19 protein-coding genes are annotated in these 24,368 nt (G+C 67.0%); 9 read left to right on the top strand and 10 right to left on the bottom strand.

What is annotated here, in order from left to right:
- Positions 1–4 precede the first annotated feature (4 nt).
- Positions 5–841, top strand: a complete 837-nt coding sequence (locus ACZLHH_RS13405) for an OmpA family protein (protein WP_012511335.1) — start codon at positions 5–7, stop codon at positions 839–841.
- A 121-nt stretch (positions 842–962) separates the two neighbouring features.
- Positions 963–1,253, top strand: coding sequence for a DUF6959 family protein (locus ACZLHH_RS13400; RefSeq protein WP_019659952.1), 291 nt, complete (start codon positions 963–965; stop codon positions 1,251–1,253).
- 86 nt (positions 1,254–1,339) lie between these two features.
- Here the strand turns inward: ACZLHH_RS13400 and ACZLHH_RS13395 are convergent, their stop codons facing one another.
- Entirely contained in the window at positions 1,340–2,167 is an 828-nt protein-coding gene (locus ACZLHH_RS13395) for a class I SAM-dependent methyltransferase (RefSeq protein ID WP_180844364.1), read from the bottom strand.
- Between the two features lie 63 nt (positions 2,168–2,230).
- On the opposite strand from ACZLHH_RS13395, the gene ACZLHH_RS13390 reads away from it, so the two are divergent.
- A complete protein-coding gene (locus ACZLHH_RS13390; RefSeq protein WP_049423068.1) occupies positions 2,231–2,638 on the top strand; it encodes a MerR family transcriptional regulator in 408 nt (135 codons plus the stop codon).
- A 15-nt stretch (positions 2,639–2,653) separates the two neighbouring features.
- Here the strand turns inward: ACZLHH_RS13390 and ACZLHH_RS13385 are convergent, their stop codons facing one another.
- From ACZLHH_RS13385 to ACZLHH_RS13375, 3 genes are all read right to left on the bottom strand, one after another.
- Positions 2,654–3,370, bottom strand: coding sequence for an MgtC/SapB family protein (locus ACZLHH_RS13385; RefSeq protein WP_024957423.1), 717 nt, complete (start codon positions 3,368–3,370; stop codon positions 2,654–2,656).
- Positions 3,371–3,471: 101 nt separating this feature from the next.
- Positions 3,472–5,244, bottom strand: coding sequence for a chloride channel protein (locus ACZLHH_RS13380; protein ID WP_219634912.1), 1,773 nt, complete (start codon positions 5,242–5,244; stop codon positions 3,472–3,474).
- A gap of 62 nt (positions 5,245–5,306) precedes the next feature.
- Positions 5,307–7,388 carry a TonB-dependent receptor family protein gene (locus ACZLHH_RS13375; RefSeq protein ID WP_180844366.1) on the bottom strand — a complete coding sequence of 694 codons (2,082 nt, stop codon included), beginning with the start codon at positions 7,386–7,388 and terminating at the stop codon, positions 5,307–5,309.
- Positions 7,389–7,519: 131 nt separating this feature from the next.
- On the opposite strand from ACZLHH_RS13375, the gene ACZLHH_RS13370 reads away from it, so the two are divergent.
- Positions 7,520–8,440: a M14 family metallopeptidase gene (locus ACZLHH_RS13370; protein WP_180844367.1), complete on the top strand. Its 921-nt coding sequence runs from the start codon at positions 7,520–7,522 to the stop codon at positions 8,438–8,440.
- Between the two features lie 95 nt (positions 8,441–8,535).
- Here the strand turns inward: ACZLHH_RS13370 and ACZLHH_RS13365 are convergent, their stop codons facing one another.
- Positions 8,536–9,387 (bottom strand): LysR family transcriptional regulator, encoded by an 852-nt coding sequence (locus ACZLHH_RS13365; protein ID WP_180844368.1) that lies wholly within the window; start codon positions 9,385–9,387, stop codon positions 8,536–8,538.
- A 160-nt stretch (positions 9,388–9,547) separates the two neighbouring features.
- On the opposite strand from ACZLHH_RS13365, the gene ACZLHH_RS13360 reads away from it, so the two are divergent.
- Together ACZLHH_RS13360 and ACZLHH_RS13355 are read left to right on the top strand one after the other, a co-directional pair.
- The gene (locus ACZLHH_RS13360) at positions 9,548–9,901 is read left to right on the top strand and encodes an SMR family transporter (RefSeq protein ID WP_010485170.1); all 354 of its coding nucleotides are present in this window, start codon (positions 9,548–9,550) and stop codon (positions 9,899–9,901) included.
- A complete protein-coding gene (locus tag ACZLHH_RS13355; protein WP_032128064.1) occupies positions 9,901–10,224 on the top strand; it encodes a DMT family transporter in 324 nt (107 codons plus the stop codon). The genes ACZLHH_RS13360 and ACZLHH_RS13355 overlap by 1 nt, the downstream gene beginning before the upstream one ends.
- A 125-nt stretch (positions 10,225–10,349) precedes the next feature.
- Here the strand turns inward: ACZLHH_RS13355 and ACZLHH_RS13350 are convergent, their stop codons facing one another.
- The 3 genes from ACZLHH_RS13350 to ACZLHH_RS13340 form a co-directional block, all read right to left on the bottom strand.
- Positions 10,350–13,298 (bottom strand): TonB-dependent receptor, encoded by a 2,949-nt coding sequence (locus ACZLHH_RS13350; RefSeq protein ID WP_180844369.1) that lies wholly within the window; start codon positions 13,296–13,298, stop codon positions 10,350–10,352.
- A gap of 69 nt (positions 13,299–13,367) precedes the next feature.
- A complete protein-coding gene (locus ACZLHH_RS13345) occupies positions 13,368–14,312 on the bottom strand; it encodes a FecR family protein (RefSeq protein WP_180844370.1) in 945 nt (314 codons plus the stop codon).
- A complete protein-coding gene (locus ACZLHH_RS13340; protein WP_180844371.1) occupies positions 14,309–14,827 on the bottom strand; it encodes a sigma-70 family RNA polymerase sigma factor in 519 nt (172 codons plus the stop codon). Before ACZLHH_RS13340 ends, ACZLHH_RS13345 begins: the two co-directional genes overlap by 4 nt.
- A gap of 151 nt (positions 14,828–14,978) precedes the next feature.
- Between ACZLHH_RS13340 and ACZLHH_RS13335 the strand changes: the two genes are divergently transcribed.
- Together ACZLHH_RS13335 and betT are read left to right on the top strand one after the other, a co-directional pair.
- Positions 14,979–15,359: a VOC family protein gene (locus ACZLHH_RS13335; RefSeq protein ID WP_014037502.1), complete on the top strand. Its 381-nt coding sequence runs from the start codon at positions 14,979–14,981 to the stop codon at positions 15,357–15,359.
- Positions 15,360–15,520: 161 nt separating this feature from the next.
- Entirely contained in the window at positions 15,521–17,500 is a 1,980-nt protein-coding gene (gene betT, locus ACZLHH_RS13330; protein WP_049400600.1) for a choline BCCT transporter BetT, read from the top strand.
- A 98-nt stretch (positions 17,501–17,598) separates the two neighbouring features.
- Here betT and ACZLHH_RS13325 read toward each other — a convergent pair whose 3' ends face one another.
- Positions 17,599–20,277, bottom strand: coding sequence for a TonB-dependent receptor (locus ACZLHH_RS13325; RefSeq protein WP_258014050.1), 2,679 nt, complete (start codon positions 20,275–20,277; stop codon positions 17,599–17,601).
- A gap of 191 nt (positions 20,278–20,468) precedes the next feature.
- Positions 20,469–21,446 carry a zinc-binding dehydrogenase gene (locus tag ACZLHH_RS13320; protein WP_180844372.1) on the bottom strand — a complete coding sequence of 326 codons (978 nt, stop codon included), beginning with the start codon at positions 21,444–21,446 and terminating at the stop codon, positions 20,469–20,471.
- A gap of 432 nt (positions 21,447–21,878) precedes the next feature.
- Between ACZLHH_RS13320 and ACZLHH_RS13315 the strand changes: the two genes are divergently transcribed.
- Entirely contained in the window at positions 21,879–24,242 is a 2,364-nt protein-coding gene (locus ACZLHH_RS13315; protein ID WP_180844373.1) for a ribonucleoside-diphosphate reductase subunit alpha, read from the top strand.
- Positions 24,243–24,368 lie beyond the last annotated feature (126 nt).

Below are 24,368 nucleotides of genomic sequence, written 5' to 3'. Positions count from 1 at the left end.
TGACATGAAACAGCATCGCATCGCCCGCACCGGCCAGATGGCCGCAGTGCTGGGCCTGGTCCTGGGAATGGGCCTGCTGGCCGCCTGCCGCAGCCATGCGCCGGCCGCCGAAGGTCCTGCCGAAACCACCGCCGTGCAGTTCCCGGAGGCCTCGAAGGCCTCGTTGAAGGAAGGCATCTATCCCGACGTCGCCGACCTGCGCCGCTTCGCGCCGGGCATGAGCAAGCGCCAGCTGTATACGCTGCTGGGCACGCCGCATTTCAACGAGGGCATGTGGGGCGTGCGCGAGTGGAACTACCTGTTCAACTTCCGCACCGCACAGGGGGCCGAATACTTCACCTGCCAGTTCCAGGTCCGCTTCGACAGCAAGGGCATTGCCCAGGGCGGCTACTGGAAGCCTGAATCATGTGCGGCGGTGCTGGACCCGCCGCGGCCGCCGGCCCCGCCTGCACCGGCGCCGTTGCCGGAGCAGCCGTTGCGCCTGTCCGCCGATGCGCTGTTCGGTTTCGACAGCGCGGTGCTCAGTGCCGAAGGCCAGCAGGCCGTGCAGGGCGTACTGGCGCAGGTGCGCGAGGCCAGTCAGGTGCAGTCAATCCGGGTGACCGGGTATACCGACCGTATCGGCAGTGCCAGTTACAACCAGGCCCTGTCGCAGCGACGTGCCGAGGCCGTGCGCAGCGCGCTGGTGCAGGGCGGCGTGCCTGCAGCCAGCATCAGTGCCGAAGGACGCGGCGCGGCCGAGCCGATCGTGCAGTGCGAGCAGCGCAACCGTCGCGAGCTGATCGCCTGCCTGGCGCCGAACCGGCGCGTGCAGATCGCGGGTGTGGCGCAGCCACGCTGAGAATCCTGCGCCGGGGCAAGTCCCCGGCATCCCGAGTCCCCCCTGACCGCCGGCAGGACGTGGCCACGTCTCCCCCGTTGTCCACGCCTGCCGGCGGCTCAGGTTTTCCATGGTGCACGCGATGAACGCCCAATTCCTGCCTCTTTCCATGAAGACGGAAACCACACTGAGTGTGTACGGCCAGCTCGGCAATCATGCGGTGGTGCGCATTCCCGGGCGGCGACTGCCGGGATTGATCCTGCAGGCAGACACCGTGGCCGGCTTCCTGGCCCAGCTGCAGGAAGCCCAGGCCTGCCTGCGCAGTGGGCGCGCGCAGCGCACCGACGCCGAGCTGGACATGCTGATCGACGTGCTGCAGCAGTGGTATGCGCTGATTGAATCGCGCCTGGCGGACGCCGGCGAGGCGCTGTAGTAGGAAAAAGGGGACGGAGGGGATTAAGTCGTTCTTGCCCCGGCTGTGCCGGAAACGACTTAATCCCCTCCGTCCCCTTTTTTGTATCAGGCGCGGGCGCGGACCAGCCAACAGGCGGCATCGACGCGCACACGGTCGCCTTCGATGAAGGGCGCGAACGCGGCCAGCGCCTTGTTTCGAAGTGCGTCGGCGCGGTCTTCGGGCAGGTTCCGCAGCGCCAAGCCCAACGGGCCCAGCTGGCCGACATAGGTCGGCAGTTCATCGCGGGCGATCGAGCAGGGCAGGTCTACCGCGACCAACTCCACATCCTTCCAGCCGGCGGCCTGCAACAGACGCTGCACGCGCTGGCCATCGGCAAAGGCGAACTGGCCGGGTGCTCCTGGCACCCGCGGCGGAAGCTCAAGTGCATCGCCGATCGCGCGTTCGGCCGTGGTCATGAACGGGTTCTCGTCGGCACTGCGCCAGGCGATGAAACGCAGCCCAGCGCCTGGCGTTGCAGCACGATGCAGGTTGGCGAAGGCGGCCTCGGTATCTTCGAAGAACATCACACCCAGCCGCGACTGGATCCAGTCGAAGTGCGCGGAGGGCAGCGGATGCTGCTGCGCATCGGCCACGATGAAGTCCGCGTCCAGTCCGGCCGCCTCGGCGCGCTGGCGGGCCAGTGCCAGCATCGGCGCGGAGATGTCCAGGCCGGTGCTGTGTGTCGCCGGGCGAGCGGCGGCTGATGCCAGCAGGCTGGCGCCGGTGCCACAGCCGATATCGAGCAGTTGCGTGACGGTTTGCGGAAGCTCGGCCACCAGCAGGTCGGCCATGGGCTGGAACAGGCCGTCGAGGATGGCCTGCTGGGCGACCCAGATCTGGCCGCCAGGGCCATTCCAGAGCGCATTCTGATCAACGGGGGATGTACTGGCCATGGCCTTGTCCTGCCGGGAAGTTGCCCATAGGTTGATGCTTGAAGGCGACTTGAGGTCAAGCCCATGCGTGAACTGGATATCGGCGAGGTGGTGAAGCGCAGCGGCGTGCCGGCCTCGACCCTGCGTTACTACGAGCAGCTCGGGTTGTTGCAGTCGCTGGGCCGTCGCGGCCTGCGCCGGCAGTACGACGAGCAGGTGCTGGAGCGCCTGGCGTTGATCGGCCTTGGCCAGTCGGCTGGGTTGTCGCTGCAGCAGATCGGGTTGTCGCTGCCGCCTCAGCGCGGATGCATTACGCTGGATCGCGAAGCCCTGCTGGCACAGGCCGATGTGCTGCAGCAGCAGATCACCCAGCTGCAGCGGGTGCGCCGCCATCTACAACGCGCGGCGGCCTGCCCGGAAGCGCAGGATGCGCGCCAGTGCGGTTCGTTCCGTAAGTTGCTGCGGGCCCAGCAGCGCCTGGCGGGTGGGTGAACCCGCGCAGCCCCGTCAATCGCGGGTACTGACTTCCCAGGTGGCATGCAGCACGCCCGGCACGTGCTCCATCCGTGCCAGCACCACGTCCAGCTCATCGGCACTGACGGCGGTACTGACCAGCACCGCGATCACATCGGTGGGTGCATCGGCATGCTCGACCACCTGCACATCACCGACCGGATATTGCGCCGCCTCCAGCGCATCGACCAGGCGTTCGCGTACACGTGGCACCGCTTCGGCATCCACACTCAGGCGCACCTCGTAGGTCGCCTCGGTGGCCGTCTCGTTGATCGGGATGCGGTTGATCGCATTCACCAGCGGCCGCAGCAGGGTGTTGCCGGCGATGATCAAGACCGTCAGCAGCACGCCTTCGGCCAGCATGTCCGCGCCGGTACAGCTGCCGACCGCCGCCGAGCACCACAGGGTGGCGGCGGTGTTGAGGCCGCGCACGTTCATGCCTTCCTTCATGATCACGCCGGCGCCGAGGAAGCCGACGCCGGAGACCACGTAGGAGATCACCCGCACCGCCTCGGCGCTGCCGGCGATGCGCATGCCCAGGTCGACGAAGGCAGCGGCGCCGACCGCCACCAGCACGTTGGTGCGCAGGCCGGCGGTGCGTTGCCGGTACTGGCGCTCGGCGCCGATCAGCGTGCCCAGCACGAAGGCGGCCAGCAGGCTGACCACGGTGTCGGCGAAGGGACCGGCCTGGAAGGTTTCAATGAAGCGCATGGCCGGAGTCTACCCGGTCGAGGTGACAGTAGATCCACGCCATGCGTGGATTTCGAGGCGGCCAGAAACGACTTAATCCCCTCCGTCCCCTTTTTGCGGGGTCAGTCGGTGTCCTCGACCCGCTCGCCCATCAGTTCGCGCTGGCGCTTGTCCAGTTCCTCGGCGTAGCGCTTGCGCACGAAGGCTTCGGAGACCACGCCCAGCACCTGGCCGTCGGCGGCGACCACGGCCAGTTCGTCGGCCTGGGTGTGGTCGAAGCGCTGCATTACGGTGACCACGTCCGCGCTTGGCAGCAGTGACACGTCGCGGTTTTCCGCCAGTTCGCCGATCGTGGTTTCGGGCTTCACGCCGTCGCCGTAGACGTGCGGAATCTGCACGATGCCGGCGTAATGGCCTTCGCTGTCGATCAGGATCACGCGGCTGCCCGAGCCCAGTGGGAAGCGCTGGCGGAAGGCGGAGGCGTCGAGGTCGGCCGGCGCGGTGGCCACGCCCTTGCGCATCAGCCGGCCGGCGTTGAGGTTCTGTACCCAGCCCACGTCGCGCGCGCTCTTGATGGTCTCGCCGCGCAGGTGCATGCGCCAGGTCGAGAACGAATAGCCGAACCACTGCCGCACCAGCGTGCTGGAGACCAGCACCGCGCTCATCACCACGCTGGTCAGCAGGAAGTCGTGGGTGCCTTCCAGTACCAGCATGGCCATGGTCATCGGTGCGCCGACCACCGCAGCGGCCAGTGCGGCCATGCCGGCCAGCGCGGCCGAGGTGGCGTCGATCACCGGCACGCCGGTGGCCATGGCGAGCAGGCCGGCGAACAGGGCACCGACCAGGGTGCCCATGAACAACGAGGCGAAGAACAGGCCACCGCGGAAGCCGAAGCCCAGCGAGATGCCCGAGGCCAGGCACTTCAGGGTCAGCAGGCCGCCGATCCAGATCAGCGGCAGATGCGTGGTCAGGTCCAGGTGCAGCGCGCCATGGCCGGACGACAGCACCTGTGGGCTGGCCAGTGCCAGCGGAATCAGCAGCAGGCCGCCCACCACCGGCCGGCCCCACAGTGGCAACGGGCTGCGCTTGACCGTGCCTTCGATCGAGGCGATCAACCGCATCACCGCGATGCCGACCATCGCGCAGCAGCACCCCAGCAGACCGTAGATGGCGTAGTCGGCGGCGCGGACATCAATCGTCGAGGCCGCCGGCAGCAGGTAGGCCTCGATGCCGGCCTGGTCGGCCACGAACGCGCCGGCCAGTGCGGCGACCGCGACCGGGGCGAGTGCGGCCGGGGTATAGGCGCCGATGACGATCTCGAAGGCGTAGAACGCACCGGCCAAGGGTGCACCGAAGGCGGCGGCGATGGCACCGGCGGCACCGGCGCCGACCAGGATGCGCACGTCGTTGCGGCGCAGGCGCATCACCCGGCCCAGCTGCGAGCCGCTGCCCGCGCCCATCTGCGTGTACGACGCTTCCAGTCCTACCGAGGCGCCACAGCCGTTGGACAGCAGGGTCTGGGTCAGCACGATCAGGTTGTCGCGCATCGACATGCGGCCGCCATGCAGGGCGTTGGCTTCCACCGCATCCAGCAGGGGCCGCTTGAGCCGGGTGGCAGCCAGGCTGACCAGCCCGACCAGCAGGCCACCGAGCGGCAGCACCAGCAGCGCGGTCCAGGTCAGCGAGGGCAGGGAGCTCAGGCGCATGCCTTCGTCCAGCCCGTACAGGGTGCCCTGCAGCGAGCGTGCGATGCCGGACTGCAGCAGGGTCAGGTAGCCGGCGATCAGGCCGACCAGCAGGGCAAGCGCAATGAACCACAGGTCACTGCCGCGCAGGCGCAGGCGCAGGCCCTGGAAGGCCGCATGCAGGCGCGATGGCGAAACAGGCAGTGACATGGTGGCGGCATGATACGCCGCCACCGTGATCGCCGCCGTCACTGCATCGGGCGGTTACCGGCTCAGAAGCGGTAGCGGCCCTGCAGGTAGAAGGTGCGTGGCGCGGCCACCATGCGGCCGGCGTTGCCATCGACGTTGCGGGTGTACCAGCGCTTGTCGGCCAGGTTGTTCACGCCCAGCGCGATCTCGCTGTCACCCAGTCCCGGCACCTGCCAGGCCACCTGCGCGTTCCACAGGCGCACGCCCGGCACGCGGCCCACGCGCGCATCGGCGCTCTCGGCCCAGGTGTTGGCGGCGTCGGAGAACTGGCCGCTCTGGTGGGTGCTGGAGACATTGAAGGTCCAGCCGGCCAGTGCGTAGCGGGCGCCGACGCTGTCGGTGTCGCGCGAGTAGAACGGCACGTCCAGGCCGCGGTTGTCACCGGACTGCTGGATCGCCTTGGTCCAGGTGTAGTTGGCGTACAGCTCCAGCCCGGCCAGCGCACTGCCCTCGGCGAAGTGGTACTCCAGCGCGCTTTCCACGCCCTTGTGGTCGGTGGCGCCGATGTTCTGGAAGGTTGGCGGGGTGATGCCCGGCACCTGCAGGATCTGGTTGTCGAAGCGCATCTTGAACACGGTCACTTCCGCGCGCAGTGCACCGTCCTGCCAGCGCGCACCGAGTTCGGTGGTCTTGGCGATTTCCGGGTTCAGCGGGTTGCTGGCGGTCTGTGAGTTCAGCTGGATGTTCTGCACCGGCCCGAACGAGGTGGTGTAGTTGCCGAACACGGTCAGCTGCGGGGTCAGCAGATAGGCGACGTTGAGCGAGGGCAGGGCCTTGTCGTTGCGGCTGCTGAAGGTCGCCGCGCCCCCGGCCTGGCGGCGGTCCATGTCGATCCACTCCATGCGCACGCCCGGGGTGATCCGCCACTGGCCGATCGCGATGCGGTCGTCGATGTAGAAGGCGTGTGCGTCGGTGGCGTTGTCGAAGCGGGTGGTGGCACTGGCCGCGCCGGTGCGGCGGGTGACTGTGTAGCTGCGGTCGTTGCCACGCTCGCGCAGGAATCGGTAACCGGCGGTGATGTCGTGCACGCTGGCGCCCCAGTGCAGGCGCTGGGTGTAGCGCGGCTCGATGCCGAGCACACGGTAGTCGCGCGGCTGCACGGTCAGCTGGGTATTGGCGGCGTTGATCAGCGAGCTGGCACGGCTGCTTTCGTTGTAATAGGCCAGTACCTCGAACTCGCTGTTGGCCGAGAGCGTATTGGTGTAGCCCAGGTCGATGCCGGTGCGGTGGCCTTTCCAGAAATCGGTGGGGCGCGTGTTCTGGAACGGGTCGGCTTCGTACTGGGCGCGGGTCAGGCCACCCGGGGTCAGCGAGCGCACATCGTAGTAGGAGAGCTTGGCGCGCAGTTCCTGCTGTTCGTCGATGGCGTAGGCGAACTTCAGCGCGAGGTCGTTGAAACGGTCATCGCTGCCCTGGCGCCAGCCGCGGCCATCCTGGCCGGAATAAAGCAGGGCCGCGCCCAGGCCGTTGTCGCCGGTGCTGCCGAGGAAGGCGTTGTACTGGGTGCTGTCACCGCCGCCATGGTCGTAGGCGGTGTAGCGTACACCGGCTTCGCCGTGCAGGCCGGCCTCGGTGGGAATGGCGCGGGTGCTGAAGTTGATGATGCCGCCCACGTTCTGTGGGCCGTAGCGCACCGCGCCGCCGCCGCGTACCACGTCGATCGATTCGATGTTGGACAGGCTGGTCGGCGCGAACGACAGCTGCGGCTGGCCATACGGCGCCACTGCCAGCGGCACGCCATCGAGCAGCACGGTCGAGCGCGGCGAGTAGCGCCCGGTCAGGCCGCGCACGCCGATGTTCAGCGAGACCGAACTGCCGGCGGTGCCGGAGTTGTCGGTGACCTGCACGCCGGGGATGCGGCGCATGGCATCGCCGATGCTGGCCGCGCCGCTGGCTTCGATGCGCTGGCGGTCCACCACGGTGCGCGCGCCAGCGAAGCTCTTCACGCTGTCATGCAGGCCGGTGCCCAGCCAGCTGCCGGAGACCTGGATGCTGTCCAGCGTGGTGGCACCATCCTGGGCGAAGGCGCGGGTGGCCGGGAGCAGACACAGGGCGAGGGCGGCAGCCAGTGGCAGGCGGGCCGTTTGCGGGACGTTGGTGGGCATCGGTGCGGGTTGTGGAAGGTCGTAAATGAGAATTATTGCTGATTCCATTCGCCAATGGAATGCGCCTCCGGTTCATGCTGACGGGCCGATGGTAAAGTGGGTGATTGCTTCCTGACTCGCTGAGATCTGCCATGTCCCAAGCCGCTTTCTACCCCGTCGGAACCCCTGGCCAGCCGTGGGGAGCGGCGGAACGGGAGGCGTGGCGTGGCCGCCAGCAGCGCCTGCGTCGCTACGACGAGGAGGTGCTGCCGCGCATCGAGGCGTTGGCTTCGCGCTTTGACAAGGTGGCCTACGGCCAGCTCGACTACGCGGGCGAGACCTACACCTTGTTCGCCCTGCGCAGCCGCGACTGGAACCCGGCGCTGCCGGCTGCCCTGGTCACCGGTGGCGTGCACGGCTATGAGACCAGCGGCGTGATGGGCGCGCTGGAGTTCCTCGAAAAGCACGCCGCCGACTATGCCGGCAAGGCCAACCTGCTGGTGACGCCGTGCGTGAATCCGTGGGGCTTCGAGCGCATCAACCGCTGGAACTTCGATGCGATCGACCCGAACCGCAACTTCCGCGCCGATGGCCCGGCCCGTGAGTCGACCGCGCTGATCGAGCTGGTTGCACCGATCAAGGACCAGTTCGTGCTGCACATTGACCTGCACGAGACCACCGACAGCGACGAGAGCGAGTTCCGCCCGGCGCTGGCCGCGCGTGACGGCAAGCCGTTCGAGCCGGGCTTGATTCCCGATGGCTTCTACCTGGTGGACGACAGCGAGAACCCGCAGGCGGCGTTCCAGCAGGCGGTGATCGCCGCGGTGGAGAAGGTCACCCACATCGCGCCAGCCGACGAGAAGGGCGAGATCATCGGTTCGCCGGTGGTGGCCCATGGCGTGATCGAGTACCCGCTGGTGAAGCTGGGCCTGTGCGCCGGCATTACCGGGGCGAAGTACACCACCACCACCGAGGTCTACCCGGACAGCCCGCGCGCGACCCCGCAGCAGTGCAACGACGCGCAGGTGGCCGCAGTGTGCTCGGCGCTGGATTACGCGCTCGCCCATCGTTGACCGGTAGTGCCGGCCGCTGGCCGGCAATCGAAAAAGGGGACGGAGGGGATTAAGTCGTTTGTGCCACAAACGACTTAATCCCCTCCGTCCCCTTTTCACCCCAGCGCGTCGGCCCACCATAGTGCAGCTGGGCCTGGCGGCGCGTCGCGGCGCCACAGCAGGTCGCTGTGGATGCGCCGCGGCCAGCCGGGCAGTACCAGTTCCACCAGCCGCCCGCGGTCGTAGCGCTGTACCAGTGCGCGCGGTAGTTCGGCCCAGCCGAGGCCGTCCTCGGCCATCTCCATCACCATCAGGTAATCGGTTGCGGTCCAGGCCAGGCCGGTGACCACGCGGGATTGATCGACTTCCGCGCTCAAGCGCACCTGTCTATGCCGCGCCAGCTGTGCGGCGGCGCGACGGCCAGCGCTGGCCAGCGGATGCTCGCGCGCCACATACACCGACAGTTCGCTGTGGTGCGCCAGCGGACGTGCCACCAGTCCGTCCGGATAGTGCTCCTGCCGTGGCAGCAGACCCAGCGCGGCGCGTTCGTTGCTCACCAGTTCCAGTACGTCCTCGCCCTCGGCATCCAGCCATTCCAGCTCGATCTCCGGGAACGCCTCGGCGAAGCGTTGCAGCACCCGTTGTTCCGGGTCCAGTTGGTAGACGTCGGAGAATGCCACGGTCAAGCGCGGCTCGACCGGTGCGGCCAGGCGCACGCTCAACTGCTGCAGGCGGGCATCGGCCGCGAGGATTTCCTGCGCGTGTCCAAGTACCTGGCGCCCGGCCTCGGTCAGCTGCGGGTAGCGCCCGCTGCGGTCGAACAGGCTCACGCCCAGGTCGGCTTCCAGGTGGGCGATGGCGGTGCTGACCGTCGATTGGGTCTTGCGCAGGCGTCGCGCCGCCGCCGAGAACGAGCCCAGCGCCGCGGCTTCCACGAAGGCCTGCAGGGATTCAGGGGAGTAGGGCATTGATCCATCGCTCCTGTCGATGGAATCTATTTTGATACCACCGTAAAAGGCGATGATACTGGCTTCCGTCGCCCCCGTCTGCGGGGCGTTCCGGACCCTCCACGCTCGGCGTGGATCCATTGATGAGGCGGCGTGGTCCCCGCCCTGCAAGGAGCTTCACATGTCCCGTACTGTTCCCGCCCGTGGCGCGCTGGTCGCCTGGGCCTGCCTGACCGTGGCGATCGTCGCCGAAGTGGTCGGCACCTCGTTCATGGCCCATGCCGCCCGCGATGGCGGCTGGACCGGTTACCTGATCATGGCTGGCGCGCTGGCGCTGTCCTACTTCTTCCTGGCGCAGTCGGTGCGCCGCATCGCCGTGGGCGTGGCCTACGCAGTGTGGGAAGGCCTCGGCCTGACCCTGCTCACTGTGGTCGGCCTCACCGTCTTCGGTGAAAGCCTGTCGCTGCAGCAGCTGGCCGGCCTGGTGCTGGCAGTGGTCGGCATCGTCTGCGTCACCCTCGGGGAGGCGCACTGATGAATACCTTGGCGTTGTTTTTCGTGATCTGTTCGGCCTTGATCGACGTCGCCGCCAACATGATGGTGGCCAAGTCGGAAGGCTTCCGCCGCTGGCGCTGGGGCGTAGCTGCGATCGTCATGGTCTGGATCGCCTTTGCCCTGCTGGGCCAGGCCGTGCGTTACATGGATCTGGCCACCGCCTATGCGATGTGGGGTGCGATCGGCGTGATCGGTACCGCTACCTGCGGCCGCCTGTTGTTCGGCAACCGCCTGCGTCCGATCGGCTGGGTCGGCATTGCGCTGGTCACTATTGCAGTGCTGCTGCTGAGTACAGCGAAGTGATGCATCGTTGCGCCAACCAAGGTTGGCGCCTACCAGAACCACGGTTGGCCCCTTCCAGAGCGTGAGCGGCCGCAAGCAAGCGCCCCGGGGATGATCTCCCCGGGGCGTTGCTGTTTCTGAAGCACTCAGAAGCGTGCGGTGAAGTTCAGTCGCGTGGTGCGCCCCGGGCCCGGCATCAGGCTCATCGCCAGCGTGTCCATGTAGTAGGTGTTGCGCAGGTTGCTGACCACCAGTTCCAGCTCGGCCTTCGGGGTGAACTGCCAGCGCGCATAGAAGTCATAGATCGCGGTCGGCAGGTAGATGTTCTGCAGGCCGGTCGAGCCGGTGGTGTTCCAGGGCTTGTCCAGTTCGTGGGTGGGGCCGCTGTTGTAGGTGCGGCGGATGCCGGTATCCAGTCGCTTGTCGAACAGGCGGAAGCCCAGCGTGCTGTGAATCGAGTACTTCGGTGGGTTCTGCGCGTTGACGAACGAGGTGCCGAAGCCGCCGTCCACGCAGTCCGGAGTGGTGTCCAGCTTGCTCCACTTCGCATAGGGGTCTTCGCGCAGGCGCTTGGCGGTGGCCGCATCGCAGGTACGCGCGCGCTGGTAGTAGCTGGCCGACAGGTCCAGGTAGGCGATGCCGGCGTCATAACCGGATTGCAGCTCATAGCCGGACACGGTGTAATTGTCGACGTTGTCGACATAGAACGCCCAGTTGCTGGAATCGAAGCGGCGGGTGATCGCGTTGTCGGTATCGTTCTTGAACCAGGCGACCTTGAACGCCAGGCGATCACCGTCACGCCAAAGGTCCTGCTTGAGCAGGCTGAAGCCGATGTCCCAGGCGCGGTTCTTCTCCGGCTTGAGGTCGGCCACCGGTGCCGAGGTGCTGTTGCCCAGCGTCGACTCGAACAGGCTGGGCATCTTCCAGCCCTGCGCGTACTTCACGTAGAAGAACATGTCCTCGTCGAGGTTGAAGCGTGCTTCGGCATAGGGCGCGAAGCCGTGGCCGGAGCGCCGGATCGCCGGCTTGTAGCCCCAGGCAGTGGGAATCTGCTTGGTATAGAAGCCGTTGGCGCCGCGCGGATCGGGAAGGAAGCCGTCGAAATCGTAGGCCTGGCCCAGGGTGCTGTCGCCATAGGGCGTAGCGCGCAGCGAGTCATAGGTGTAATTGCCCTGGGCATCCGGGTACCACTCCTTGTACCAGCCGGGCAGCAGCTGGCCGCCCTTGCTCAGGCGCGCGAAGGTGTAGCGCAGGTCGCGCGATTCACTGACGAAGGCCACGCGGTTGCGGTCGCGGGTGCGGTAGTCGGTGAAGCGGCCGCCCGCGGTCAGCGACAGCCAGTCCCACGGCTGCCACTGCAGTGATGCCACCACGCTGGCTTCGCGGCGCGTGCCCGAGCGCAGGTAGCGGTTGTTGTTGAAATCCACCGGCAGCACCGGTGAGTTGGGCGCCGTGTCCTCGTGCTGGAAGGACGCGCTATAGCGCAGCGTCCAGTCGCCCAGAGCATTGCTGAAGCGCGTGGTGTTGCTGCTGTCCACGCCCCAGCGCTGGGTCTTCACGTCCGACTGCAGGCCCGGGCCATAGGTTTCGCCCAGTGTGTCCGGCATCTGGTCGTTGGGCACGTCCTTGAACAGTGGTGTGTTGGCGATGTTGCTGTTGAACATGCGGCTGGTGGCGGTGGTGAACCACAGCGTGCTGCTCAGGTCCAGCCACGGATGCGCCTCGGGCCGGTAGCGATGGCGCAACGAGGTGGCATTGACCCGCATCTTCCCGGGCTCGAACTGGAACATGGTGTTGGCCTTGTCCACGTAGGTCACCCATTCGTTGGACTCACCCACGCGGCCGATCGCCGACGGCATGATCTCGCCGAAACTGGAATTGAAGTAGCGATGGCTCAGTTCCAGGCGCTGGTCCGGATTGGGCGTCCAGGTGAATTTCAGCAATGCCGATTCGTTGTCGGTATGCGTGTTGAGCACCTCATCGCCCGGATGGAAGAGCTTGGATACGGCCTGGCTGGACATGCCGGTACCGCCGCTGGACAGGTGCTGGTTGTCGTAGCGATGCGCACCGTTGCTGCCGGCGAAGAAGTTGCCCTGGCGGCGCCGCGCATAGGCCGCGACCAGCTGCCAGTCTTCGCCACGCTGAGCGAAGGCCACGCTGCCATTCCAGTCGCGCGGGTCGCGCAGGCTGTTGCGGTTGTCGCTGCCGCGCGCGATCTGCTTGAAGGTGCGGGTGCGGTCGATGCTGTTGTCGGCCACGCCGCCGCGCATGCGCAGGCCCCAGGTCTGGCCATCATCGAGGATGTCATCGACGTTCAACGTTTCCATGTAGACCACGCCGCCGATCGCGCTGGCGGCGTTGGCGGCCAGGCTCGGTCCCTTTTCAATGCTGACCGCACTGATCAGATCGGGATCGAGATAGCTGCGCTGCTGCACGCCGGCATAGCCGCGGTACACGTCGATGGCCTGCTGGCCGCCGTCGATGATCACCGGCACCCGGTTCTGGCCCTGCAGGCCGCGGATGTTGACGTCCAGCGCACCGCCGTTGCGAACGTCAGCGGTGTGCACGCCCACCGCACCGGCCAGCACGTCGCCGATCGACTGGCCGCGGAAGCGTTCCAGTTGCTGATGGTCCAGGTGCACGCGCGAGCCGCTGTCACGGTAGACCGCATCGGCATCGGCAAGCCCCCACGGTGAAGCGCCTTCGCCGGCCTGGCCAGCCACGCGCAGGGTGCCGATCTGGCGTACCCCGGCTTCAGCGGTAGGTGCCGCCTGCAGCACCACACCGCTGGCATCACGTTGGAAGGCCAGGCCGGTGCCGGCCAGCAGCTGCGCCAATGCGGCGTCAGTACCGAGCGTGGCCTGCACGCCGCTGCTGTGGCGGCCGCGGGTCAGGCGCGCATCGGCAGCGATCGACAGGCCCGACTGCTGGCCGAACGCGGTCAGGGCCTTGTCGAGCGGGCCGGGCGCAATCTGCCAGCGGACCGCAGCGGCGGTCTCCTGTGCATGGGCCGAGGCAGGCAGCAGGCAGGGGGTCGCCAGGGCCATGCACAAGGCGATGGCCAGGGGGCGAGGGGAGGGGCAGGACAGTTTCATGGGGGCGGCAACATCCGCAATGGGTTCCCTTGTAGTGCCCGGTGAGCGCGCAGAAAGGGAACCGCGATTTCAAAGCGGACGCACGACGGTCCACCACGGCCAGCGCTGCTCGACACGGATCGGCAGGGCGCGGGCCAGCAGATGCAGCGCCTGGGTGCTGTCCAGGCGTGGCAGTACTGCCGTGACCTTCAATGCGGCGAGCGCCGGATCACAACCCAGATAGCCCTGATGGTGGCGGGCCAGCTCATCGATGACGCGGACCAAAGGCGTGTCCTGTACCTGCAGGCGTCCGTCCTGCCAGTCACCGCGCAGAGGATCGGCAGCGACCGTTGTGAGCCCGCCCATCGGGCCGATCCGCACCGCGCCTCCGGCAGCCACATCCAGCGCCGCACCGAACATCGGCAGGCAGCGCACCGCGCCCTCGAATACATCCAACCGGCTGTCCTGCGCTTCGCGACCGACCGCGAAGCGGGTGCCGGCAGGCTGCAGGCGTGCGCCCGGCACATGCACGGTCAGGGGCAGGCCGGTGAATGCAGGATGGTGGCCGGTCTGCAGCAGCAGCTCGCCACGCAGCAGATGCAGGGCGCGGCGGCCGCTGCCGATGTCGATGGTGACTTCGCTGTCCGCGTTGAGCCACAACTGGCTGCCATCAATCAGCCTCCAGTGCCCGGTGCGCCCGGCAACGGTGCGCTGCGTCTGCAGGCCGCGTTGCGCCTTCAGGCCATGCAGGCCCAGCAGTGAAACCGCGCCGATGCCAAGTGCACCACCGAGGCTGCGCAGAGCCTGCCGGCGACGACGGCCTGCGGCATCCAGCGCGGTGGCGGCGGCCGGCGCCGACAGGGGCGCAAAGGACTGCCAGACCGACTCGACCCGACGCCACGCATCGGCATGGCCAGCATCGGCATGCAGCCATGCGTGCCATCGCTGCTGGTCGCTGTCACTCCAGCCCTGCTCGCGCAGCGCGAACCACTCTGCCGCCTGCTCCAGTGCCGGGCTGACCAATGCGGCATTCATGCCGTGGCATCGCCGGACAGGCGCAGGCAATGCAGCATCGCCTGCGCCATGTATTTCTTGACCATGCGCTCGGACACGCCCAGCTGTTGGCCGATTTCCGCATAGCCCAGGCCGGACAGCCGGGCCAGCAGGAACGCACGGCGTGGCCGCTCGGCCAGGCCGGCCAGCATGTCGGCGATGGCGTGCAGCAGTTGCAGTGCCTGCGTGCGTTCTTCCGCCGATGGATGCACCGGCTCCGGTTGCGCAGCCAGTGCGGCCAGGTAGGCGCGCTCCAGGTCCGCGCGCTGCCAGTGGTTGACCAGCAGGGCGTGCGCGATGGTGCTGAGGTAAGCGCGCGGCAGGCGCAGTTCGGACGGATCGACGCGACGGCTGAGCAGGCGCAGGAAGGTGTCCTGGGTCAGGTCGGCAGCGCAGTCGGCGTTGTGGGTGCGGCGGCGCAGCCAGCCCAGCAGCCAGCCATGGTGTTCGCGGTAGAACCCCGCCAGCGCGGTGCTGGAGGCGGCGGGCACGGCCATCGGCATCGATCATTAATGAGAATGATTCCCATTATAGGGTGATCGAGCGGTGTACGACAAACCCTGCGCACTTGGCAGCAGGCCGGAGGCGTGCATTTGCGATGCCCGCCGCGCTCGCCGACACTGCGGTCTTTCCACAAGGAGTGCCCGCATGTTCAGTCACATCACCGTCGGAACGAACGATATGGACGTCGCGCATCGCTTCTACGATGCCCTGTTCACCGCATTGGGCGCCCGTCCGGGTGTCTTCGATGACAAGGGTCGGCTGGTGTACTTCAAGGACGGCCGCATGTTCATCGTCACCGCACCGATCGATGGGCAGCCGGCGTGCCATGCCAACGGCGGCACGATTGGTTTCACCCTCGACAGCGCCGAGGCCGTGCGTGGCTGGCAGGATGCGGGCGTGGCCCATGGCGGCACCGCCATCGAAGACCCGGCCGGCATCCGCAACATGGCTGGGCGCCAGCTGTTCCTGGCCTACCTGCGCGACCCGGATGGCAACAAGCTGTGCGCGGTGCATGTGATGTCTTGAGCACAACAGCGCGGGGCAGCAGCACGCACCGGTGCGCGCGCGTGATAGCACGGAATCGCCAGCGCGGCCTGTGACCGCAGGCCGCAACTTCATGCTCTGTCCACTGCGGTTCAGCCAGAATCGGTCGGCTAACCCTTTGATCTACCGGAGAACGCCGCCCCATGGAAGTACTGGAGCCGCAACAATCCCCGGTGCGCACCCTTCGACCTGTGTTCGCCTTCGCGGCGATCGTTGTCGTGGCGTTCGCGCTGTTCGTCAGTCTGTTCCCGCTCGGTGCGGGCCGCCTTCTGGTCAAGGCGCAGGACTGGGCCGCACTCAATGTCGGCTGGTACTACCTGCTGGCGATGACCCTCTACCTGGTGTTCGTGGTCGGCGTGGCGCTGTCCAAGTACGGTGGCATCAAGCTCGGCGCCGACCATGACGAGCCGGAGTTCAGCTACCTTTCCTGGGCCGGCATGCTGTTCGCCGCTGGCATCAGCATCACCCTGTTCTTCTTCTGCGTCTCCGAACCGCTGACCCACTACCTGCAGCCGCCGCAGGGCGATCCGGCCGCGGGCGAGGCCGGCGCGCGCCAGGCCATGCAACTGCTGTTCCTGCACTGGGGCCTGCATGGCTGGGGCGTGTTCGCACTCGCGGCGATGGCGATGGCCTACTTCGCCTACCGCCACAACCTGCCGCTGGCCCTGCGTTCGGCGCTGTACCCGCTGATCGGCAAGCGCATCAATGGCCCGATCGGCTATACCGTGGACGCGTTGGGCATTGTCGCCACCGTGTTCGGCATCGGCGCCGACATGGGCTTCGGCGTTTTGCACCTCAACGCTGGCCTGTCGCACCTGTTCAACATCCCGCACTCCAACCTGGTGCAGATCATCCTGGTGGTCAGCATGATGGGCGCGGCGGTGGCCGTGGCCGTTTCAGGCGTGGAGAAGGGCGTGCGCTGGATGGCCAACATCAACATGCTGCTGGCGATCGCGCTGGTGCTGTTCATGCTGTGCGCCGGCCCCACCCAGTACCTGCTGAGCACGCTGATGCAGAACCTGGGCGACTACCTCGGCAGCGTGGTCGGCAAGAGTTTCGATGTGTACGCCTATGGCGGCCGACCGGAATGGCTGGGCGGCTGGACGGTGTTCTACTGGGCCTGGTGGATCGGCTGGGCGCCGTTCGTCGGCCTGTTCATCGCCCGCATCTCGCGTGGCCGCACCATCCGCGAATTCGTGTTCGGCGTGCTGCTGATCCCGCTCGGCTTCACCCTGGCGTGGCTGTCGATCTTCGGCAACAGTGCACTGGACCAGGTGCTGCACCATGGCCAGCAGCAACTGGCGCAACTGGCGGTAGATGATCCACCCACCGTGCTGTATGCCCTGCTGGATGGGTATCCGTGGAGCAAGGCGGTGATCGCGGTGACGGTGTTCGTCAGTTTCATTTTCTTCGTGACATCGGCTGACTCCGGCGCGGTGGTGCTGTCCACGTTGTCCTCGCATGGCGGGGCGCCGGAGGATGATGGTCCGCGCTGGCTGCGCGTGTTCTGGGGCACGGTGATCGCGGTGCTGACCGCCGGGTTGCTGCTGGCCGGCAGCATCGATGCGCTGAAATCGGCGGTGGTGCTGGCGTCGCTGCCGTTCTCGGCGGTGTTGTTGCTGATGATGTGGGGCCTGACCCGCGCCTTCAGTGACGAATCGCACCGCAAGCGCGCGCTGCAGTACCGTCCCTCGCCGCTGATCGGTGACGACCGCCACCACCAGGGCTGGCGCCAGCGCCTGAGCCAGGCCATGCACTTCCCGGTGCGCGACCAGGTCTACCGCTTCATGGACGACACGGTGAAGCCAGCGATGGAGGCGGTGGCCGAGCAGCTACGCGGGCAGGGCTGGGATGTGGCCACGCGGTTCGAGGCCGGCGACATGGAGCTGACGGTGAACCACGGCGAGCAGCAGGACTTCCTGTACCGGGTGATCCTCAGTGGCTATCTGACGCCGTCGTTCGCCGCGCAGCAGCTGCGCAACCAGCGCTACTACCGCGCTGAAGTGCACCTGTTCGAAGGCAGCCAGGACTACGACCTGGTCGGCTACAGCCGCAAGCAGATCATCAACGACATCATCAGCCAGTACGAACGGCACCTGCAGTTCCTGCACCTGAGCCGCTGATGCACGACCGCCGGGCTTGCCCCGGCGGTCAGTGGTAGTGCCGGCCGCTGGCCGGCAGCACAATTGGGGCGGCGCATCACCGCCGCCCCGATATCTCATCAGAACCGGTAGCGCGCCCCCAGCGAGACGAACTGCCCGCGCAGGTTGTACTGGCTGATGTCGAAACCGTTGGAGCCACCGGCCGGGTCGAACGGCGGGTCCTTGTCGGTCAGGTTCAGCACCGACAGCGACAACGTGGTGTTGGGAACACCTTCGTAGGCCACGTAAAGATCCAGCTGGTGATACGGCTTGATGCGGTCACGCAGCCCCGGGTTGCTGGTGACCGTCGCCACACGCTGGTCGTAGCCACTCACGTACTGCAGGCTCAGCGTGCTGCTCCAGTCGCCCACCGCCCAGTTCAACGACGTGGTGCCGCGGGTGCGCGGCAGTGCGCCGTGGCGGTTGTTGCCGGCCCCGTCATAGGGCGCCTGGCCGGCCACCAGCGGCTGCTTGAAGCTGAGCAGGTGGGTCCAGCTGCCGGCGACGGTGAAGTTGCCCCAACCGTCGGTGCGGAAGGTACGGCTGGCGTCCAGGTCCAGCCCCGAGGTGGTCAGTTCGCCCTGGTTGGCGTACTGGTTGGTGATGAACTGGATGCGTCCGTTCTCGCGTTGTACGCGGCCCGGGAACAGGGTCGGGTTGTCGACGATGAACTGCGCACTGTCAGGCTTGACCAGGTTGTCCTGTTCGATGCGGTACCAGTCCAGGCCGATGCTGGTATCGCCATCCGGCGACCACACCGCACCCACGTTGAAGTTGCGCGAGCGCTCGGCCTTCAGGTCCGGGTTGCCGGTGCGGATGTTGGTCACGCCACGGCTGCCACCGGGCTGCAGCGGATCCAGCGGATCGATTACCGAGCCGTAGCTGACGGTCTGGCCCGGCGCGATCTCCGGCAGCGAGGGGGCGCGGAAACCACGCGAGAACGAGCCGCGCAGCAGCAGGCTGTCCAGCGGCTGCCAGCGCAGCGCCACTTTCGGCGAGAACGCTTTGCCGAAATCATCGTAGTGGTCGCCGCGACCGGCCAGCTGCAGTTCCAGCGTGCGGTGCAGTGGCACGCTCAGTTCGGCGTAGGCGGCACTGACCTGGCGCTCGCCGTTGACCACGTTGATGGCCGGGCGCAGCTCGGTACCCGACAGCACCTGTGCGCTGGTGCGCGCATCCAATGATTCCTTGCGGAACTCGGCGCCCCAGGCGAAGCCGACTGCACCGGCCGGCAGCTCCCACAGCGTGGTCGACGCCTTTACGTTCAACGAGTGCAGCTTGTACCAGCCCGGACGCTTGGTCTGCAGGCGCAGTGCATCCAGCGCCCCCGGCGTGCTGGACGGGTTGAGGAAGTTGTAGCTGCCATCGCGCAGGATCTGCTCGAAGGCGTAGCGGTTGACGAAGTTGTCGACGTACTCGCGCTGTGCACTCTGCGAGGTCAGCGCTGCCACTTCCCAGTCCCAGCGCTCGCCACTGCCACGCACCCCGGCCAGGGCACGGTAGAACACCTGGGTGTTGTCCTTCAGGCGCGGGCCGAGATCGAAGAAGGTGTACTCGAACGGCAGCGGCGTGCTGCCCGGGTTGTTCGGGTGGCCGACCGGCAGCACCGCCGGCACATCGATCAGGGTGCCGGTGGCCGGGTTGTAGGCACGCAGGCCCGGCCCGACGGTCAGTGGCGCGCTGAAGATCTGGTCGGCCTTGTTGTGGCTGTACAGCACATCGGCGAAGGCCTCGACGCTGTCATTGAAGCGGTAGGTCGCACTCAGCGACGCCTGCAGGCGCTCGGCGCCGGGCTGCAGGGTCTTGAACGGCTGCGCATTGAAGGCGCAGGCCTGGCCGGGCAGGGTGCTGCCGAAGTCGCTGTACGGGCGCAGCTGGCTGCCGTCGGGGCAGTTGGCGAACGGCTGCGGCGCACGCGGGTTGCTCAGCCAGTTGCCACCGGCAGTGGACCACCCGGCCAGGCGACCACCGGGCTTGTCGCGGAAATCGCCGCTGCGGGTATAGGCACGGTCGTCGCCATCAAGGCGGTCGCGCTTGAGCAGGTCCAGCCCGAACAGCACGTTCCAGCCCTGCTGTTCCAGATCACCGAAGCCGGCCAGCAGGTTGGCCTTGCGTTCGTCGAGGCCGCCCTGGGTGGCGGTACCGAAGCCGCCGCCGACTTCCACGCCCTGGAAGTTCCTGCGCAGGATGATGTTGATGACGCCAGCGATGGCGTCGGAGCCGTACACCGCCGAGGCGCCATCCTTCAGCACTTCGATGCGCTCGACCGCACTGATCGGCAGTGCGTTGAGGTCGACGAAGGTGTCCTGGGTATTGAGTGCGAAGCCGAAGTTGGACACCCGATAGCCGTTGACCAGCACCAGCGTGTTCTTCGGCGACAGGCCGCGCAGGCCGATCGAGGCCGAGCCGGCGGCGAAGCTGCCGGTGTACTGTTCGTCGAAACTGTTGCCGGCATTGGCCGACAGGTTGCGCAGCACGGCGGTGAGGGTGGAGCGGCCGGTCTGCTCGATCTGTTCGCGGCTGACGATCTGCACGGGGTTGGGCCCGGCGGTATCGCTGCGTTTGATGTTGGAGCCGGTCACCAGCACAGTGCCGAGGGTGGTGCTGTCCTTGCCGGAATAGGCGGTTTCAGCGGCGCCGGCAGCGCCGGCGGTGAGGCCCAGCGCGATCGCGCCGGCAAGCAGGTTCAGGGTGGTGCGGTACATGGAAGCAAGAACGCCGAACGGGGAAGGAGCCGTCAGTACCGCACGCAGGTACATGCGCCTTCCAATGACGAAAGCGCATTCAGTTATACATCACAGGTTCTTAACGAAGTGGCTGCTTCTTGCTCTCGGTGGGTGCGGACCGTTGGTCCGCACGCTCCTGTAGAGCCGAGCCTACGCTCGGCTCCGCACACTGACAGGAAAGCAGCCGAGCATGGCTTGGCTCTACAGAAGGCAGTGCCAGCCCATCACGGCCGCAGCAGCACCTTGCCATTGCGGCCCGAACCCGCACCGGCCTTTGCTGCCTGGGCGATGTCGTCCAGCGCGAAGACCTGCTCCACAGGCAGGGTCAGTTCGCCGCTCGCCGCACGCTTCAGCAGCTCGCCAACCAGCCGGCGCTTGTCCTCCACTGCCATCGCCTGGCTGACCTTGCTGCCCCAGAAACCCTTCACCGTGGCTTCCTTGTAGATCAGGCCGCCGGCGGGAATGCGCATCGGTTCGCCGCTCATCACACCGAACGACACCAGGGTGCCGTGGTGGCCAAGCAGGTCGACCAGATCGCCGCTGGCGTCGCCGCCGATGGAATCCACCGCGGCCGCGGCCTGCGCTTCGCCGGTCGCCTCACGCACGCGATCCTTCCAGCCGTCCACCGAGGTGTCGAACACATGATCGATGCCCAGCACTTTCAACTGTGCGACCGCATCGGCATTGCGCACCAGGTTGGCCACGTGCACGCCGCGCGCCCGCGCCAGCATCGCCAGCGACTTGCCCACCGCGCCGTTGGCGGTGTTCTGCACGATCCACTGGCCCGGCTCGACGTGCAGGAACTCCAGCAGCATCAGCGCGCTCAGCGGCATCGCGATCAGCTGTGCGGCCATTTCGTCGGGGATCGCCTCCGGCATCGGAATCACCATGCGTGCCGGTGCAATGAACGCTTCGGCCCAGGTGCCATGCACCGAGGCGGCGGCAACCCGCTGGCCGATCTGCAGGCCCTCGACGCCTTCGCCAAGCGCATCGACCACGCCCAGCGCTTCACTGCCACCGATGGCCGGCAGCGTCGGCTTGTAGCCATACAGGCCGCGCACGGTCAGCAGATCGTGGTTGTGGATCGAGGCCAGCACGGTGCGGATGCGCACCTCACCGGGGCCGGGGTCGGGCAGGGCCGCATCGGCAATGGCGAGGACGTCGGCCGGGTCGCCGAAGGAGGAGTACTGGGCAGCGCGCATGGGCGGTGTTCCGATGAAAGTTGAAGTTGTATCGAACTGGGGACGCAGGGAGTGTCGACAAGGCGTCGCCGCTGCAACACGGCATCCTGCGACGGATCGTCGCGGCATGTCGTGATTACCGCATCTTGTGTTGACGGCTCGGGATATCCCCACTATGTTGTGGCCGTCACTCCCGGTCAGCCGCCGCCGCCGGACATGCAGCAAACGTCCCGCGGCCCGCCCCTGAAGGCTTGCCGTGTCGACGCGGCCGCCATCGTGCGGACACAGGTCGCCCCCACGGCCCGGATACCGGCCGCAGGCGCAGGCGCATGCCGACGACCTGGTGTTCCCGCGCTTTGGCATCCCACCCCGATCGCCCCGTGCGCCGGTATCGCGTGCAGGGCTGCCACGGCATCGACGCCACCGTGCGTGCGAGCCTGGAGACGCAGGACCATGACCGACAACACCTACCGCGCGGCCGATCTGGCCGGCGCCGGCGACGCTTTGCGCGCTGGCGGCGAGCGCGTGCCGACCTGGATCACCAAGGAGGCCGGCAACCGCCGCCTGCCGTTCGATGCCGAGCGCCTGCAGCGCAGCATCGATGCGGTGCATGCCGAGTTCCCGCAGCTGGATGTGAGCGACTACCGCCGCGTGGTGCAGGCGATGGTCGAGCGCAAGCCCAGCATCAGCGCCGACGACCTGGTCGATCTGCTGATCCGCGAGGCCGAATCGCGCGTGGACCTGGTCGCGCCGGAGTGGGAGCAGTTCGCCGCACGCATCTACCTGCGCCGCCTGTACAAACGCGCCAGCCGCAACCGCTTCTACGATGTTGGACTGAAGTACGGTTCCTACGTGGGCCTGCAGGAAAGCCTGGCCGACCGCGGCATCTACAGCAACGACATCCTGCGCTGCTATTCCAAGGAAGAGCTGCAGCAGGCCGGCGAAATGATCGACCCGGAACGCGACCGCCTGTTCGCCTACAACGGCCTGTACCTGCTGGCCACGCGCTACCTGGCCAGCGACCGCAGCCGCGAGGTCTATGAACTGCCGCAGGAGCGCTGGCTGACCATCGCGCTGTACCTGATGCAGGAGGAAAAGCCGCGCGAGCGGCGCATGCAGCTGGTCGGTGAGGCGTACTGGGCGCTGTCCAACCTGTACATGACGGTGGCCACACCGACCCTGGCCAATGCCGGCAAGGTGGGTGGGCAGTTGTCGAGCTGCTTCATCGACACGGTGGACGACAGCCTGCAGGGCATCTATGACTCCAACACCGATATCGCGCGCGTGTCCAAGCACGGCGGTGGTGTTGGAGCCTATCTGGGCTATGTGCGCAGCAGCGGCGCGCCGATCCGTGGCGTGGCCAATTCCTCCGGTGGCGTGGTGCCGTGGATCAAGCAGCTCAACAACACTGCGGTGTCGGTTGATCAGCTCGGCCAGCGCAAGGGCGCGGTGGCGGTGTACCTGGACATCTGGCACCGCGATATCGAAGCCTTCATGGACCTGCGCCTCAACAACGGCGACCAGCGCCTGCGCGCGCACGATGTGTTCACTTCGGTCTGCGTGCCGGACCTGTTCATGGAAGCGGTCGAACGTCGCGCCGACTGGTACCTGTTCGATCCGCACGAGGTGAAGCAGGCCAAGGGCTGGTACCTGCAGGACTTCTACGACGAGAAGCGTGGTTCTGGCAGCTTCCGTGACCGCTACGCCGAGCTGGTGGCCGATGAGCGCATCAGCCGCCGCACGGTGAAGGCCATCGATCTGTTCAAGCGGATCATGCTCAGCCAGCTGGAGACCGGCAACCCGTTCCTGTTCTACCGCGACGAGGTCAACCGCCGGAACCCGAACAAGCACGCGGGCATGATCTATTCCAGCAACCTGTGCACCGAGATCCTGCAGAACATGAGCCCGACGCGGATGATCCAGGAGATCGTCAGCGGCGACCAGATCGTGACTACGCGCCGCGCCGGTGACTTCGTGGTCTGTAACCTGTCCTCGATCAACCTCGGTCGGGCGATCAGTGCGCCGGATGACCTGTTGGCCACCGATGTGCTGGAACGCCTGATCCCGATCCAGGTGCGCATGCTCGACAACGTGATCGACCTCAACGCATTGCCGGTGCCGCAGGCCACGATCACCAACCGCAAGTACCGTGCCATCGGCCTGGGCACATTTGGCTGGCACCACCTGCTGGCGCAGCAGGCAATCCAATGGGAATCACCGGATGCCGAGGCGTTGGCCGACCGGCTCTACGAACGCATCAATTTCCTGACCATCCAGGCCAGCGCGCAGCTGGCGAAGGAGAAGGGCAGCTACCCGATGTTCGCGGGTAGTGACTGGCACAACGGGCGTTACTTCCGTGACCGCGACTACAGTGGCGCCGCGTGGGGCAGCCTGGCCCACGAAGTGGCCACGCACGGCCTGCGCAACGGCTGGCTGCTGGCGGTGGCGCCGAACATGAGCACCGCGCAGATTGCAGGCTCCACGGCCTCGATCGACCCGATCTACAGCGCGTTCTACTACGAGGAAAAGAAGGACTTCCGGCGGCCGGTGGCGGCGCCGGGCCTGTCGCTGGAAACCTGGCCGTACTACGAGAAGGGTGCCTACAAGGTCGACCAGTTCGCCAGCGTGCGCCAGAACGCGCGCCGCCAGCGCCATGTCGACCAGTCGATCAGCTTCAACCTGTACGTGCCCAGCACGATCCGCGCCAGCACCCTGCTGGAGCTGCACCTGAGCGCCTGGCGCGAAGGCCTGAAGACCACTTACTACGTGCGCTCCAACGACATCGACATCAGCGAATGCGAGTGGTGCTCCAGCTGATCAATGGTAGTGCCGGCCGCTGGCCGGCAACCCCGCGATCTTCGGTAGTGCCGGCCGCTGGCCGGCAACCCCGCGATCTTCGGTAGTGCCGGCCGCTGGCCGGCAACACGATAGAAAGAGAACGAA

The sequence above is a fragment of the Stenotrophomonas sp. 28608_Sma genome, assembly GCF_056486185.1.
Note: the sequence above shows the minus strand (reverse complement) of the source record. Positions and strands in the feature narration are given on the sequence as shown.

What these genes read in the sequence shown, in the direction of transcription:
- ACZLHH_RS13405 (WP_012511335.1), top strand. Translation starts at nt 5, where the DNA reads ATGAAACAGCATCGCATCGCCCGCACCGGCCAGATGGCCGCAGTGCTG.
- ACZLHH_RS13400 (WP_019659952.1), top strand. Translation starts at nt 963, where the DNA reads ATGAACGCCCAATTCCTGCCTCTTTCCATGAAGACGGAAACCACACTG.
- ACZLHH_RS13395 (WP_180844364.1), bottom strand. Translation starts at nt 2,167, where the DNA reads ATGGCCAGTACATCCCCCGTTGATCAGAATGCGCTCTGGAATGGCCCT.
- ACZLHH_RS13390 (WP_049423068.1), top strand. Translation starts at nt 2,231, where the DNA reads ATGCGTGAACTGGATATCGGCGAGGTGGTGAAGCGCAGCGGCGTGCCG.
- ACZLHH_RS13385 (WP_024957423.1), bottom strand. Translation starts at nt 3,370, where the DNA reads ATGCGCTTCATTGAAACCTTCCAGGCCGGTCCCTTCGCCGACACCGTG.
- ACZLHH_RS13380 (WP_219634912.1), bottom strand. Translation starts at nt 5,244, where the DNA reads ATGTCACTGCCTGTTTCGCCATCGCGCCTGCATGCGGCCTTCCAGGGC.
- ACZLHH_RS13375 (WP_180844366.1), bottom strand. Translation starts at nt 7,388, where the DNA reads ATGCCCACCAACGTCCCGCAAACGGCCCGCCTGCCACTGGCTGCCGCC.
- ACZLHH_RS13370 (WP_180844367.1), top strand. Translation starts at nt 7,520, where the DNA reads ATGTCCCAAGCCGCTTTCTACCCCGTCGGAACCCCTGGCCAGCCGTGG.
- ACZLHH_RS13365 (WP_180844368.1), bottom strand. Translation starts at nt 9,387, where the DNA reads ATGCCCTACTCCCCTGAATCCCTGCAGGCCTTCGTGGAAGCCGCGGCG.
- ACZLHH_RS13360 (WP_010485170.1), top strand. Translation starts at nt 9,548, where the DNA reads ATGTCCCGTACTGTTCCCGCCCGTGGCGCGCTGGTCGCCTGGGCCTGC.
- ACZLHH_RS13355 (WP_032128064.1), top strand. Translation starts at nt 9,901, where the DNA reads ATGAATACCTTGGCGTTGTTTTTCGTGATCTGTTCGGCCTTGATCGAC.
- ACZLHH_RS13350 (WP_180844369.1), bottom strand. Translation starts at nt 13,298, where the DNA reads ATGAAACTGTCCTGCCCCTCCCCTCGCCCCCTGGCCATCGCCTTGTGC.
- ACZLHH_RS13345 (WP_180844370.1), bottom strand. Translation starts at nt 14,312, where the DNA reads ATGAATGCCGCATTGGTCAGCCCGGCACTGGAGCAGGCGGCAGAGTGG.
- ACZLHH_RS13340 (WP_180844371.1), bottom strand. Translation starts at nt 14,827, where the DNA reads ATGGCCGTGCCCGCCGCCTCCAGCACCGCGCTGGCGGGGTTCTACCGC.
- ACZLHH_RS13335 (WP_014037502.1), top strand. Translation starts at nt 14,979, where the DNA reads ATGTTCAGTCACATCACCGTCGGAACGAACGATATGGACGTCGCGCAT.
- betT (WP_049400600.1), top strand. Translation starts at nt 15,521, where the DNA reads ATGGAAGTACTGGAGCCGCAACAATCCCCGGTGCGCACCCTTCGACCT.
- ACZLHH_RS13325 (WP_258014050.1), bottom strand. Translation starts at nt 20,277, where the DNA reads ATGTACCTGCGTGCGGTACTGACGGCTCCTTCCCCGTTCGGCGTTCTT.
- ACZLHH_RS13320 (WP_180844372.1), bottom strand. Translation starts at nt 21,446, where the DNA reads ATGCGCGCTGCCCAGTACTCCTCCTTCGGCGACCCGGCCGACGTCCTC.
- ACZLHH_RS13315 (WP_180844373.1), top strand. Translation starts at nt 21,879, where the DNA reads ATGACCGACAACACCTACCGCGCGGCCGATCTGGCCGGCGCCGGCGAC.